The sequence below is a fragment of the Bacillus atrophaeus genome (assembly GCF_001584335.1).
In the GTDB taxonomy this organism is placed as follows: domain Bacteria; phylum Bacillota; class Bacilli; order Bacillales; family Bacillaceae; genus Bacillus; species Bacillus atrophaeus.
On the sequence record NZ_LSBB01000023.1, the window covers coordinates 118,884 to 133,128 of the forward strand.

At 45.7% G+C, this 14,245-nt stretch carries 14 protein-coding genes and 2 riboswitches; all 14 genes read right to left on the reverse strand.

What is annotated here, in order from left to right; genetic code table 11:
* Positions 1 to 35: 35 nt before the first annotated feature.
* The 14 genes from purF to guaA all read right to left on the reverse strand — a co-directional run bounded on the left by purF (position 36) and on the right by guaA (position 14,130).
* Positions 36 to 1,466 (reverse strand): amidophosphoribosyltransferase, encoded by a 1,431-nt coding sequence (purF, locus tag AXI57_RS19895; RefSeq protein WP_061671075.1) that lies wholly within the window; start codon positions 1,464 to 1,466, stop codon positions 36 to 38.
* Positions 1,442 to 3,670, reverse strand: a complete 2,229-nt coding sequence (purL, locus tag AXI57_RS19900; RefSeq protein ID WP_061671076.1) for a phosphoribosylformylglycinamidine synthase subunit PurL — start codon at positions 3,668 to 3,670, stop codon at positions 1,442 to 1,444. Before purL ends, purF begins: the two co-directional genes overlap by 25 nt.
* The gene (purQ, locus tag AXI57_RS19905) at positions 3,654 to 4,337 is read right to left on the reverse strand and encodes a phosphoribosylformylglycinamidine synthase subunit PurQ (protein WP_061573245.1); all 684 of its coding nucleotides are present in this window, start codon (positions 4,335 to 4,337) and stop codon (positions 3,654 to 3,656) included. The genes purL and purQ overlap by 17 nt, the downstream gene beginning before the upstream one ends.
* Complete coding sequence (purS, locus tag AXI57_RS19910) at positions 4,334 to 4,588, reverse strand: phosphoribosylformylglycinamidine synthase subunit PurS (RefSeq protein ID WP_003328471.1); 255 nt, start codon at positions 4,586 to 4,588, stop codon at positions 4,334 to 4,336. The genes purQ and purS overlap by 4 nt, the downstream gene beginning before the upstream one ends.
* A gap of 1 nt (position 4,589) precedes the next feature.
* Positions 4,590 to 5,306 (reverse strand): phosphoribosylaminoimidazolesuccinocarboxamide synthase, encoded by a 717-nt coding sequence (purC, locus tag AXI57_RS19915; RefSeq protein WP_003328472.1) that lies wholly within the window; start codon positions 5,304 to 5,306, stop codon positions 4,590 to 4,592.
* A 73-nt stretch (positions 5,307 to 5,379) separates the two neighbouring features.
* A complete protein-coding gene (purB, locus tag AXI57_RS19920) occupies positions 5,380 to 6,675 on the reverse strand; it encodes an adenylosuccinate lyase (protein WP_061671077.1) in 1,296 nt (431 codons plus the stop codon).
* Entirely contained in the window at positions 6,672 to 7,814 is a 1,143-nt protein-coding gene (gene purK, locus AXI57_RS19925) for a 5-(carboxyamino)imidazole ribonucleotide synthase (protein WP_061671078.1), read from the reverse strand. Before purK ends, purB begins: the two co-directional genes overlap by 4 nt.
* Positions 7,807 to 8,295 (reverse strand): 5-(carboxyamino)imidazole ribonucleotide mutase, encoded by a 489-nt coding sequence (purE, locus tag AXI57_RS19930; RefSeq protein WP_003328475.1) that lies wholly within the window; start codon positions 8,293 to 8,295, stop codon positions 7,807 to 7,809. Before purE ends, purK begins: the two co-directional genes overlap by 8 nt.
* A 133-nt stretch (positions 8,296 to 8,428) precedes the next feature.
* A riboswitch (purine riboswitch) is annotated at positions 8,429 to 8,530 on the reverse strand.
* A gap of 78 nt (positions 8,531 to 8,608) precedes the next feature.
* On the reverse strand, positions 8,609 to 8,806 hold the full coding sequence (locus tag AXI57_RS19935) for an NETI motif-containing protein (protein ID WP_061671079.1): 198 nt from the start codon (positions 8,804 to 8,806) through the stop codon (positions 8,609 to 8,611).
* Positions 8,806 to 9,360, reverse strand: coding sequence for a DUF2179 domain-containing protein (locus tag AXI57_RS19940; RefSeq protein ID WP_035175013.1), 555 nt, complete (start codon positions 9,358 to 9,360; stop codon positions 8,806 to 8,808). Before AXI57_RS19940 ends, AXI57_RS19935 begins: the two co-directional genes overlap by 1 nt.
* A 190-nt stretch (positions 9,361 to 9,550) precedes the next feature.
* Complete coding sequence (locus AXI57_RS19945; protein ID WP_061671080.1) at positions 9,551 to 9,730, reverse strand: Fur-regulated basic protein FbpA; 180 nt, start codon at positions 9,728 to 9,730, stop codon at positions 9,551 to 9,553.
* A gap of 163 nt (positions 9,731 to 9,893) precedes the next feature.
* On the reverse strand, positions 9,894 to 10,670 hold the full coding sequence (locus AXI57_RS19950) for a hypothetical protein (protein ID WP_061671081.1): 777 nt from the start codon (positions 10,668 to 10,670) through the stop codon (positions 9,894 to 9,896).
* A gap of 226 nt (positions 10,671 to 10,896) precedes the next feature.
* Positions 10,897 to 12,219, reverse strand: a complete 1,323-nt coding sequence (gene pbuG, locus AXI57_RS19955; RefSeq protein WP_003328481.1) for a hypoxanthine/guanine permease PbuG — start codon at positions 12,217 to 12,219, stop codon at positions 10,897 to 10,899.
* A gap of 135 nt (positions 12,220 to 12,354) precedes the next feature.
* Positions 12,355 to 12,456, reverse strand: a riboswitch (purine riboswitch).
* A gap of 132 nt (positions 12,457 to 12,588) precedes the next feature.
* Complete coding sequence (guaA, locus tag AXI57_RS19960) at positions 12,589 to 14,130, reverse strand: glutamine-hydrolyzing GMP synthase (protein WP_003328484.1); 1,542 nt, start codon at positions 14,128 to 14,130, stop codon at positions 12,589 to 12,591.
* Positions 14,131 to 14,245 lie beyond the last annotated feature (115 nt).

Here is a 14,245-nt window from a genome sequence, read left to right on the forward strand (position 1 = left end):
CCGAACCTCCGCTGCCTTTATCCCATTTTCAACATTTATTTTGTTAATACCGCTTCTTTTACGTGCGGGAGAACGGTATCCTGATAAATTTCTGTCGGATATTTCCCTGTAAAGCAAGCGAGGCACTGGCCGCATTGCTCGCCTTCATACTGTCTGCCGACACCTTTTAGTAATCCGTCTATGCTCAAGAATGACAGCGTATCCGCTCCGATTTCTTGGCGAATTTCCTCCACCGAGTGGGAGGAGGCGATCAGTTCTTCATGAGTGGACGTGTCGATTCCGTAGAAGCACGGATGAGCGATCGGCGGCGAGCTGATTTTCACATGCACCTCTGTCGCGCCCGCTTCCCTCAGCATCGTTACAATCCGGCGGCTTGTCGTTCCGCGCACGATCGAGTCATCAACCATGACAACACGTTTGCCTTTTACTACACCGCGCACTGCGGAAAGCTTCATTCTGACGCCCTGCTCGCGAAGAGCCTGTGACGGCTGGATAAACGTTCGGCCGACATAACGGTTTTTGATCAGTCCAAGCTCGTACGGGATGCCGGTTGCTTCCGCATATCCGATGGCTGCGGAGATACTTGAATCCGGCACTCCCGTTACGACATCAGCCTCTACCGCTGATTCCTGAGCGAGCATTTTTCCAAGGTTTTTACGGGCGCTGTGCACGTTGATACCGTCAATGTTGCTGTCAGGTCTTGAGAAATAAATGTACTCCATGCTGCAGATTGAACGGTTGATGTTCATGGAGAAACGCTCTGTTTTCATGCCTTCGTCATTGATGATCAGCATTTCCCCCGGTTCAACATCACGCAGATAAGTCGCGCCGACCACATCAAACGCACACGTTTCTGAGGCTACGACATACGCGTCTCCGAGCATCGCAATGGATAGCGGTCTGAGTCCGTTTGGATCAAGCGCCACAATCATTTCTGTTTCAGTCATAATGAGAAACGCATACGCGCCTTTCAGCATGGACAAAGCATTTTTAATTTGATCCTTCAATGCGAAATGGCCGCTTCTTTTAATGAGATGAGCCAACACCTCTGTATCGGAAGAAGTTTGAAAAATACTCCCTTGATTTTCAAGCTGCTGCTTCAGCTGAGTCGCGTTCACCAGGTTTCCATTATGTGCAAGCGCGAGACTGCCGTTATTTTGAGAATTGAAGAGGAGCGGCTGAACATTTTCGTATCCGCCGCCGCCCGCCGTCGCATAACGAACATGACCGATGGCGCCTCTTCCCTTCACTTTGCTGAGTTCACCATTTTGAAAGACTTCCGTAATCAGCCCTTGGCCTTTGTGCGCCGACAGCTTTTCTCCATCAGTCGCCACAATCCCCGCGCCCTCTTGTCCTCTGTGCTGGAGACTGTGAAGCCCGTAATACGTGATTTGCGGGGCTTCTTCATGTCCCCAAATCCCAAAAACGCCGCACTCTTCGTTTAAGCCTTTGATTTCAGCAAGCATGGGATAGCTCCTTTCCACGCGCGTTCCAGCTCTTCAGTCTGCGCATGAATCCATAGATTTCCTTCTTGACTTTGGACTGTGAGAATTGCGTCTGATGTTACTTCACCGACATGAATCGCGTCTTTGACAAGCTTTTCAAATGATTGCTGATGTTCTTTTTTCACAGAGATCACGAATCTTGATTGTGATTCACTGAATAACAAAGCAGCTTCGCCCTCTAATGTGACGTTTGCGCCAAGTCCTTCTGTTGACATCACACTTTCAGCAAGCGCAACACCCAGTCCGCCTTCTGACACGTCATGGGCTGACTGAACCAAACCAGAACGGATTGCTTCGAGAAGGGCTTTTTGACGAGCCTGCTCAAGGCTGAGATCAAGCTCCGGCGCTTTGCCGAAGATTTTTCCTTCTGTCAGCTTTTGAAGCTCGCTTCCTGCAAACTCCGGCTTTGTTTCGCCGATCACATAAACCAAATCGCCGGATTCTTTAAAGCTTTGCGTTGTGATATGGGCTGTATCTTCAATTAAACCGACCATGCCGATAACAGGCGTCGGATAGATGGCTGTTCCGTTTGATTCGTTATAAAGAGAAACGTTTCCGCCGATAACCGGTGTGCTGAGCACGTTGCACGCTTCACTGATTCCGTCGGCCGCTTTTTCAATCTGCCAGAAAATCTCCGGTTTTTCCGGGTTTCCGAAATTGAGGTTATCCGTAACTGCAAGCGGTTCTGCACCAGAGCAAACGATGTTGCGCGCCGCCTCTGCCACAGCGATTTTTCCGCCGACTTCCGGATCCAGGTATAAATAACGGGCATTACAGTCGGTTGTCATCGCAAGGGCTTTTTTCGTTCCGCGGATTCTGAGCACTCCCGCATCAGAGCCAGGCGCGACTACTGTATTTGTCCGAACCATGTAATCATACTGATCATACACCCACTCTTTGCTTGCGATGGTCGGCTGCTGCAAGAGGGCAAGAAGTGTTTCTTTCGCATCTTCCACTTTAGGTGCAGGGACAGTTGTTTCTAAAAATTCACGGTAGTAAGCAGGCTCTTTTGAAGGCTTGTGGTAAACAGGCGCTTCTTCCGCCAATGCATCAACCGGAAGCTCACAAACCGTCTCTCCGTTATGGAGAAGGCGAAGCATTTTATCATCCGTTACGTGGCCGACAGAAACGGCTTCAAGGTCGTATTTTTCAAAAATATCAACGATTTCTTGTTCACGTCCGCGCTCGATGACTAATAGCATCCGCTCCTGTGATTCAGAAAGCATCATTTCGTACGCCGTCATGCCTGTTTCACGCTGGGGAATCAAATCCAGATTCATTTCTATTCCTGAACCCGCCTTACTTGCCATTTCAGCGCTTGAGCTTGTCAGTCCCGCCGCTCCCATATCTTGAATGCCGACAAGGGCGTCAGATTTGATGACCTCTAAACATGCTTCAAGCAGAAGTTTTTCCATGAAAGGATCTCCGACTTGGACGGCAGAACGTTTTTCCTCAGAAGAATCAGACATTTCCTCAGAAGCGAAAGTTGCCCCGTGGATTCCGTCGCGTCCCGTTTTCGCGCCGACATACATCACGGTGTTGCCGACCCCTTTAGCCTGGCCTTTTTTAATGTCTTCGTGATTGATCAATCCGACGCACATGGCATTAACAAGCGGGTTGCCTTCATAGCAGCTGTCGAATTGCACTTCTCCGCCGACTGTCGGAATACCGATGCAGTTACCGTATCCCGCAATTCCTGCGACTACTTCTTCAAACAAGTACTTCACGCGCGGTGAAGTCAGTTCGCCAAATCGAAGAGAGTTTAAGACTGCGATTGGACGCGCGCCCATGGAGAATACATCACGAATGATTCCGCCTACGCCTGTGGCAGCTCCTTGGTAAGGCTCGATCGCTGACGGGTGGTTATGAGATTCAATTTTGAACACAACCGCCTGATTGTCACCGATGTCAACGATTCCGGCGCCTTCTCCAGGCCCTTGCAGCACGCGTTCGCCGCTTGTAGGGAATTTCCGCAAGATCGGCTTTGAGTTTTTGTAGCTGCAATGCTCAGACCACATTACCGAGAAAATGCCGATCTCTGTATAGTTCGGAAGTCTTCCGATAATGGATTCTATCAATGCAAACTCATCATCACTGACACCCATTTGCTGATAGATTTTCTCTTCTTTAATTTGTTCTTTACTTGGTTCAAGCAGTAGTGACATGAGTTTCCCTCCAATTTTTCACGATAGATTGAAACAATTTAAGTCCGTCGGCGCTTCCGAGCAGAGAATCGACCGCGCGCTCAGGGTGAGGCATCATGCCCAGTACATTTCCTTTTTCATTGACGACACCCGCGATGTCGTTCACACTTCCGTTAATATTGGAACCGTATGTGAAAGCAATTTGATTGTTTTTTTGTAAAGCCGCAAGCGTTTCTTCATCACAGTAAAAATTCCCTTCGCCATGGGCAACCGGAATCGTAATGGATTCTTCTTTTTCATAAGAAGATGTAAACACTGTTTCATCGTTTTGGACAATCAGGTCAACCGGACGGCAGATGAATTTCAAATCTTTATTTCGTCTCATCGCACCCGGCAGAAGGCCAAGCTCCTGCAGAATCTGGAATCCGTTACAAACGCCGAGCACAGGCTTTCCTTCTTCAGCCGCTTTTTTCACTGCCGGCATAATGTTGGAGAATCTGGCGATGGCGCCGCATCTTAAATAGTCTCCATAAGAGAATCCGCCCGGAATTAATACGCCGTCAAAACCGTCAAGGCTTGTTTCGTCATGCCAGACGTATTCCACGTCTTCACCGAGTTCATCCTTTACGGCGTGAAACATATCAATATCACAGTTGGAGCCTGGTAAGACAATCACCGCAAATTTCACTGTGCGACAACCTCCTCAACTTCGTATCTGTAGTCTTCAATGACTGTATTCGCAAGAAGTTTTTCACACATTTCTTTCACAAGCACATCGAGATTACGGTCAGACTTTTCAATCGTAAGCTCCATATATTTTCCGATGCGAACGTCGGCGACTTCTTGGTAAGACATACTGTGTAAGGCATGCTGAACCGCGCTCCCCTGCGGATCTAATACACTCTCTTTTAAGCTGACATAAACTTTTACTTTGTACATATTAAATGCCTCCCAGTCTTTTGAAAATTTCTTCGTATGCATCGGTTAAGCCGCCTAAATTGCGTCTGAATACGTCTTTGTCGAGCTTTTCGTTCGTGTCTTTATCCCACAGGCGGCACGTGTCAGGAGAAATCTCATCCGCAAGCAGCACTTGCCCTTCTGTGTCCAGGCCGAATTCAAGTTTGAAATCTATTAATCTGACATTACAATCGTTGAAAATGACTTGAAGTTCTTTGTTTACCGTTTTTGTAATAGACTTGATCTTTTCCACCTGTTCAGGAGTCGCGGCTTTTAACAGCCAAATATGATCTTCTGTAATGAGCGGATCACCCAGCGCGTCATCCTTGTAGTAAAACTCGATAATCGGCTGTTCTAGCTCCGTGCCTTCTGGAATGCCAAGACGTTTGGACATGCTTCCTGCCACTACATTTCTTACCACAACTTCAAGCGGCACAATGGTCACCTTTTGAATGAGCTGTTCGGTTTCGGAAATGCGCTCCACAAAATGATTATTGATGCCCTTGTCGTGGAGATATTTGAAAATCAGGCTGGAAATCTCATTATTCAAACGGCCTTTCCCGCTGATTTCAGCCTTTTTTTCACCGTTAAATGCAGTAGCGGAGTCTTTATAAACCACGTATAGCGTGTTTTCATCATCCGTTTTGTAAATTCTTTTCGCTTTTCCTTCGTATAAAAGTTCTTTTTTCACAATATTCACGGAAGGCCTCCTAACCCGAATGTTGGGAATTTTCAATCTAAGGCGGCAGAGAAGAAGCCGCCCACGGCTTCTTTTATGCTAAACCTAAACGGTCAAAGATCAGGTCTACATTTTTCAGGTGGTAATTGTAATCAAAGCAATCTTCAATTTTTTCCGGAGAAAGACGGGATGTGATTTTCTCTTCCGCTTCTACAAGCTGGCGGAATGGAACTTGTTTCTCCCACGCTTCCATCGCTTTCGGCTGAACAGTGTCATACGCTTCTTCACGGGTAAGACCTGTGTCGATCAAAGCAAGCAGTACACGCTGAGAATAGATCAGGCCAAGCGTACGGTCCATGTTGCGCTTCATATTCTCAGGGAATACCGTCAAGTTCTTCACGATATTGGCGAAACGGTTAAGCATGTAGTTCAAAGCAATCGTCGCATCAGGAAGAATGATTCGTTCAGCTGATGAATGAGAAATGTCACGCTCATGCCATAACGGAACGTTTTCATAAGCCGTCAGCATGTAGCCGCGGATCACACGCGCCATTCCCGTCATGTTTTCTGATCCGATTGGATTCCGTTTATGCGGCATCGCTGAGGAACCTTTTTGCCCTTTTGCGAAAAATTCTTCTACTTCGCGTGTTTCACTTTTTTGCAAGCCGCGGATTTCAACAGCGAATTTCTCAATGCTTGTCGCAACAAGTGCAAGTGCAGCCATATAATCGGCATGGCGGTCGCGCTGAAGCGTCTGAGTTGAAATAGGGGCTGCTTTTAACCCAAGTTTTTCACAAACATATTGTTCAACAAACGGGTCAATGTTCGCATATGTGCCGACAGCGCCGGAAATCTTCCCAACCTCGATGCCTTCTTTGGCATGCTTGAATCGCTCTAAGTTGCGTTTCATTTCTTCATACCAAAGCGCAAGCTTCAGGCCGAATGTTGTAGGCTCAGCGTGTACGCCGTGTGTGCGCCCCATCATAACCGTATATTTATGTTCTTTCGCTTTTTCTTTTATAATGTCAACAAATCTCTCAATGTCCTTGAGCAAAATGTCGTTAGCCTGTTTTAATACGTAAGAAAGAGCCGTATCCACTACGTCAGTTGATGTTAATCCGTAATGCACCCATTTTCTTTCTTCGCCAAGCGATTCAGAAACCGCGCGTGTGAAAGCAACGACGTCATGGCGTGTATCCTGTTCGATTTCAAAGATGCGGTTGATGTCAAAAGATGCGTTTTCGCGCATGACTTTTACATCCTCTTTCGGTATCACGCCAAGCTCTGCCCACGCTTCACAGGCGAGAATTTCAACCTCCAGCCAAGCTTGGAATCTGTTTTCGTCCGTCCAAATCGCGGACATTTCAGGTCTTGAATAACGTTCGATCATTCTGTTCGTCCTCCGTCTCTATTCATCCACTTATTTGTGATATGCTGTATCCATTTATCTTCAGGCTGCTTCAAAAAGGTGATATGACCCATTTTGCGGCCTTGTTTGATTTCGTGTTTACCGTATATATAAAGTTTAGCTTCCTTTAAAAGCGCGGGATCTTCCTCCACCAGCTTCACTTCATCACCGAGAAGGTTCACCATCATTCCTGGCTTCAAAAGCTCCGTTTTTCCAAGAGGCAAGCCGCACAACGCTCTGATATGCTGTTCAAACTGGCTGGTTTCACAAAGATCAAGCGTGTAATGGCCTGAGTTATGTGGCCGCGGAGCCAGTTCATTGATCAACAGCTCTCCGTCTTCCGCCACAAACATTTCCACAGCCAGCGGTCCGACAAGTCCGAGCTTATCCGCCAGCTGAACGGCAAGCTTTTCAGCCTGAGTCAGGATATCCGTTTCCACTCTTGCCGGAACAATGCTTTGAAACAGAATGTTGTGTTTATGAATGTTTTCCGCAGCGGGAAATGTCGTGATTTCGCCATTTACTGATCTTGTCACAATCACGGACAGCTCCATTTTAAAAGGAACCCAGCTTTCGAGAATACAAGTTCCGTTTTGCAATAGCGCGGACGCATCTTCAATTTGTGTTTTATCTTTAATGACATATTGCCCTTTGCCGTCATATCCGCCTCGGCATGTTTTCAGCACCGCAGGCAGCCCGAGCAACTGAACCGCTTCTTTCAGGTTATCCTGTGTATGGATGATGCGATACGGGGCAACTTGACAGCCGGCTGATTGAATCGCCTTTTTCTCTGTCTCCCGGTTTTGGGTAATGAGCAAAAGCTCGCTTCCCTGCGGAAGATACGCATTCTCTTCAAGCCAGTGCAGTGCCTCGTAATCAATATTTTCAAATTCGTATGTGATCATGTCGCTGATCCCGGCCAATTTCCGAATCGCTTCTCTGTCATTGTACGGGGCGGTAATTTCTATATCAGCCACTTGGCCGCATGGCGAGTCTTTTACAGGATCAACGACCGCAACTTTGTATCCCATTTGCTTTGCTGCGACAGCCATCATTTTTCCAAGCTGGCCGCCGCCGATGATGCCGATCATGGCTCCCGGATAGATGATTTTTTTAGACAAGCTGATCACTGCTTTCCAACACTGTCTGTTTTGTGTTCTCTCTTCTTTCATCCAGCTTTCGGGCGATTGTTTCGTCAAAAGCTGACAAAATTTGCGCCGCTAACAGTCCGGCGTTGACCGCGCCCGCTTTTCCAATGGCTGTTGTCGCCACCGGCACTCCGCCCGGCATTTGAACAATAGACAGGAGTGAATCAAGCCCGTTCAGCGCTTTCGACTGAACCGGAATTCCGATAACCGGCAATGTCGTTTTTGCCGCTGTCATCCCCGGCAGGTGTGCCGCTCCGCCGGCTCCGGCAATAATCACCTTCAAGCCTCTTTCTCTTGCTCCCTCTGCGTATTCAAACATCAAGTCAGGCGTCCGGTGAGCGGAAACGACCTTTTTTTCGTATGGCACATCAAGTTCTTCAAGTATGTCGCATGCGTTTTTCATTGTCTCCCAATCGGAAGTGCTTCCCATGATGACTCCTACTAGCGGCTGCATTCTGTTCCCACCTTCTAATGCTTTTGTTTTCAGAAGAAAAAACCCGGCTTGCATTGCACTTTTGAGGAAGCAACACAAACCGGGCATGGTGCGTGTATCGTCAGTCGTTCGCTTCTGCGATAGCCATGTCAGTTATTTGTTCACTTTCCTGCATAGTCCGGCAATTTACGGTCGCCGGGTAGAAACTTATGGGCCATATTCCCAAGATTATATGAGGTCGTGTTTTGATTTCATGTTTATCTTAACAACGGACTTGGATAATGTCAACGACATTATCGAACGATACTAATTTTCATTCTATTAATGTTCGGTTTTAGATCAATTTCCCTTCAAATACGATTTTTTTCCCGCACGGAATGATCTGAATTGATCCATTTTCCTTCTTTTCTGTAAAGATCGGCTCCTCCATGCGTCTGACGGGCATATATCCCTCTTCTTTCATTTGATTTAGTACGTTGTCAATCGTTTGCTGCTCGGTTACTTCAAACCGTTTCTTTTTCGGTTTTGCCATTATTCTTTGATTCTCCTCTTTTTCACTGCTTTCACCCAGAAACCTCCGTGAATTGATTTCGGTTCGTACGCGATAATAAAAGCTTTTGAATCCAGTGTTTTAATCGTATCATAAAGCTGCAGCTCATATTTTCTCGGTGTCAGGATTTGAAGCGCCGTACGGTCGCCCTCAAGCCCTCCGGCCACCCAATTTGTCACGCCGTACCCTTTCTCCCGCAGCTGTCTGGGGAGATCAAGATCAAGCTCTTTTGTAATAACATTTACCATGATATAGCCTAGAGCGAGTTTTTCTTCTATTTTCATACCGACGATAACACCGAGACCATAGCCGAGCGCATATGCAATGACATTTTGAATTTGGTCTAAATTGTCCAGCACAAGACTGAGGCCTGTCACATAAACTAAAATTTCAATCGTACTGATCGAAGCCGCTAGATACCGCTGGCCTTTCAGCGTTAAAATCATTCTGATCGTAAAAAAAGATACATATACAATATTAATGATAAGAATAATGATAACCATGGCTATACTGTTAGACAAGATGGTTTGCATCAATTATCATCCCCCCTAAACCATTCAATTTACGCTAAAGCAATCATATTCTACTAGAGAAATAAGCCCTTTACAATGCACAGTAAAAACTCAGGGCCACTAAATTTTTCGACATAAATATCCCTCAGCATTAGTTTACCCTCTTTATCCTCTTTTCAAAAATAAAAAAAGCCTGCTTTGCGGCAGGCTTTACTTACCCGTCATTGAAGCGGCTCTTTTTCAATGTTTTCAACGACGCATATTCTTTTTCAAGTTCACTCAGCGTATAGTCTCTCAGCCGCTTATCATCTTCCTGATAAAAACCGGATAACATCAGCTTCGATATTAAAAACTGCTTCTTTTGGTGAATCGCTTCACGAAGTAAACGTGACATAACCATCATCCTCTCCGAAAAAATAAAAGCGCTGTCATTTATATGTCAATCCATAATAAACCGATTAATCTTATAAATCAACTATGTTTTTTAGTTTTTTTTGTAAAAAGTGTGGCGGCGAGTATACAAAAAAGCCGGCCTCATATGAAGCCGGCTTTTCCGATTAAAGCGGAATAAGTGAAGATGTAAGGTAACCTGAGATAAACGGCCAACTTGCCGCGATAAAGATCAGCCCGACCGCCAAAGCGGCTAGTACACAATAAATAAGGTCTAATGAAACTCGGTCGGCTTTTTGATGAATGCTTTGAATTAGCAGAGACACGCTGAAAAGCAAGCCAAAAAACATGAGAATCGTAAATGCTGCGGTTAAAGGAGTGATATTTACTATTGCGAAAATCATCCATAGCACCGACAGCGCCATCACAGGCACAAGCAATGATCCAAAATCTGCCGCGATCTTCTTAAACGGCAATTTCTGTTTCATCATGTAGCGTGACACAATCCAAATGGAAAAAACCATCACCGCAAGGAAAATCAGCGCATACACAAGCACCACAAAAAATCCGTCGTAAAAAGGGTGGTGAACGCCATATCCAAGCTGCCTTCCTTTGCTGGCTTTCAGCTGAAACCAGTTGCCGATTGAGAAAATGACACTAAACAGCACCATTGAGATAACGGCATATTTAAAATGGGAAAAACCGTCCGCCACTACAGTTTTTACCGGCGATTTTAAAATAGCAGACGCAAAGCTGCCATACCGTTTGACAGCGGAACCGATCGAGCCGAGCGTCTTTTTAACAGACGACGCCGGCCGCTCCTGCTTTTGTTTTTGCTTCTGCTGGCGGCTCGCTTTTCTGGATACCCTTGACAAAACCGGCTCTTCATCTATTCCTTGATTATGATTCACTTCATCAATTGTTTCTTTTCTATCTTCCGTCATGTTAGCAACTCCTATCAGAAAAATACGGCGGAATATCATTCAGCAAGAAAATAAAACACTTATATAAGGTACCGAAGCCTTCCTGAACAGTCAAGTCATTTCCCGCTTTTAACAGCCCGATTGCCTGACACCTATATGACGGTATATTGTATGTAATGGTTTTACCTTTTACGATCAAAAACCTAAATCAAAAACCGGCCGCTTGCCGCAGCCGGTTTCCGCTCTTTTATTTTAAGAAGACAAAGTACAGAACAAACACCACAAACAGCCCGTACATCACCGGATGAACGTCTTTTCCCTTTCCTTTGCATATCATTGTAATAGGATAGAAAATAAATCCGATCGCGATCCCGGTCGCAATGCTGTATGTTAATGGCATCATAATCATTGTTAAGAAAGCAGGCACAGCCACTTCGAATTTATCCCACGCGATTTTGCCGAGCGGCGCAACCATCAAGGCACCGACAATAATTAGCGCCGGTGCTGTTACATTTGACGTAACGACTGATAGAAGCGGCGAGAAAAACATAGCGAGTAAAAAGAGAAAACCAGTTACAATTGCCGCAAACCCGGAACGAGCACCCGCAGCAACACCCGAGCTTGATTCCACATAAGATGTTGTCGTTGACGTCCCGAGCACGGAGCCGATAACGATTGAAGTTGAGTCAGCTAAAAGCGCACGGCCCGCACGCGGCAATTTGTTTTCCTTCATTAAACCAGCCTGTGTCGCCACAGCAACCAGTGTACCAGCCGTATCAAAAAATCCGACAAACAAGAATGTTAAAATGACGACCAGCATTTGCACAGAGAAAATATCCGGCAAGTGAATCCAAGCTTGTCCAAACGTCGGTTCAAGGCTCGGCACACTTCCGACGATTTGAGACGGAACCGGAACCAAACCGAAAATCATCCCGGCAATCGCCGTTAACAGCATCCCGATAAACACGCCAGCGTTCACGCGAAGCACCATCAAAATAACCGTTACGATGACACCGAAAATCGTTAACAGCACTGGTCCGCTGTGAATGTTTCCGATTGTGACAAGGGTTGAAGGATTCGATGCAATAATTCCTGAGCCCTGCAAGCCGACAAATGTAATAAATAGGCCAATCCCCGCTCCGACTGCCAATTTCAGCTCAGGCGGAATGGCGTTAATGATTTTTTCACGAAAACCTGTTAAAGAAAGAGCAACAAAGATAAGTCCTGAAATGAAAACACCAGACAAAGCGGCCTGCCAGGAAATCCCCATACCGAGAACAACAGAAAACGCAAAAAACGCGTTCAGCCCCATACCGGGCGCAATGGCAATCGGATATCTCGCAATCAATCCCATTAAGATACAGCCTGCTGCAGACGCCAAAGCTGTCGCCGTAAAGACCGCGCCTTGATCTATTCTCAATGCTTCCGGAAAATCTTTTACACTTTCCAAAGCAAGCGTAATCGGATTGACGAACAGGATATACGCCATGGATAAAAAGGTCGTTAATCCGCCGATGATTTCGTTGCGATAGCTGGTGCCCAGCTCATCAAACTGAAAAAACTTTTTCAAGCTATGTGACTCCCTTCACTCTTTGCTATTTATCCTGCCCTGAAATCGCCAAATAAAAAACGCCCCAATACATTTTGGGACGCTTGACTACAGACGGATTCCAGTTTGAATAAATAAACCTGTTTTATTTATATCAAACGAAAGAAATGTTTACGTAGTCAAGCCATTTACGGTAGCTTGGTAGAGACTTGCGAGCCATATTCCCGCGATTATACGAATTCATCTTATTTGATTTCTGTGTCTATTGTACCAACTTGATTTTGAAAAAACAATACAAAAAACGAACATTACTTAAACAAAAATTGGATTTGTTCGTATTAAAAGAAAAAACCATCTGCTCTCAGAGCAGATGGTTTTCCATATTCTATACTATTCCCACTCAATCGTAGCAGGCGGCTTACTTGTAATATCATACACGACACGGTTAATGTGTTTCACTTCATTAACGATGCGGGTCGAAATCGCTTCAAGCACGTCCCAAGGGATACGAGCCCAGTCAGAAGTCATTCCGTCAATTGAAGTAACCGCACGAATGCCGATTGTGTAATCATATGTTCTGGCATCGCCCATAACCCCTACGCTGCGGATGTCGGGAAGAACAGTGAAATACTGCCAAATATCGCGCTCCAAACCATGTTTTGCGACTTCTTCACGCAAAATCGCGTCAGATTCACGAACAATTTCAAGTTTTTCCTCAGAAATTTCACCAAGGACACGGATACCGAGACCAGGACCAGGGAAAGGCTGGCGCCAAACGATTTCGTCAGGAATGCCAAGCTCTGAACCAAGCGCACGTACTTCATCCTTAAACAAAGTATTTAACGGCTCGATCAGTTCAAATTGCATATCCTCAGGAAGCCCGCCGACATTATGGTGGGATTTAATCGTTTGTGCAGTCGCTGTTCCGCTCTCAATGATATCTGTGTAAAGCGTTCCTTGAGCGAGATAATCAATTCCTTTGAGCTTGTCCGCTTCATCATCGAATACATAAATGAATTCATTTCCGATAATTTTACGTTTTTGTTCAGGATCTGAAACGCCTTTTAGCTTATTCAGGAACCGATCTTTCGCGTCCACTTTAATCACGTTCATGTTAAAGCCTTCACTGAACGTTTTCATAACGCCTTCCGCTTCGCCTTTACGAAGGAGACCGTGGTCAACAAAGATACAAGTCAGCTGGTCGCCGATTGCTTTATGAATCAGAACCGCTACAACTGAAGAGTCAACACCGCCGCTTAGCGCGCACAGTACATTTTTATCTCCGACAGTTTCGCGAATTTTTTGCATTTCGATGTCGATAAAGTTTTCCATTGACCATTTACCTTCACAATCACATACACCGAAAACAAAGTTCTTCAACAGGTCATTGCCGTATTCTGAATGGCGCACTTCCGGGTGGAATTGAACGCCGTACCATTTTTTATCCTTTTTGCTCATTGCTGAGTTTGGACAATGATGGCTTGTGGCATCAACCGTAAAGCCTTCAGGAACTTCAACAACCAAATCTCCGTGGCTCATCCATACAACTTGCTCATTCGGAAGGTCTTTAAACAAATCAGGCGTTCCTTCGATATGAATGTTCGCTTTTCCGTACTCACGCTGGCTTGCTGCCTCTACCTTGCCTCCAAGGTAATGAGTCATCAGCTGCATACCGTAGCAAATTCCCAAAACGGGAATATCAAGTTCGAAGATTTTTTCATCACAGCGGAAAGAACCTTCATCATACACACTGTTTGGACCGCCGGATAGAATAATACCTTTAGGATTCATTTCTTTAATTTCTTCAGCCGTCAATGTATGGGGATGCAGCTCGCTGTATACACCAAATTCACGGATACGGCGTGTAATCAGCTGGTTATACTGACTGCCGAAATCAAGGACAAGAATCATTTCATTCACTAACTTCGTCATGGTTGTCACCTAATCTCCTCTAAGTTTTTTGACACAGAAAAAAACGGAGGACAGATGTGGAACACGGTTTCTGCCCTCTGCTGGTAAGACCGTTTTCAGCATCCGGACAATCGCT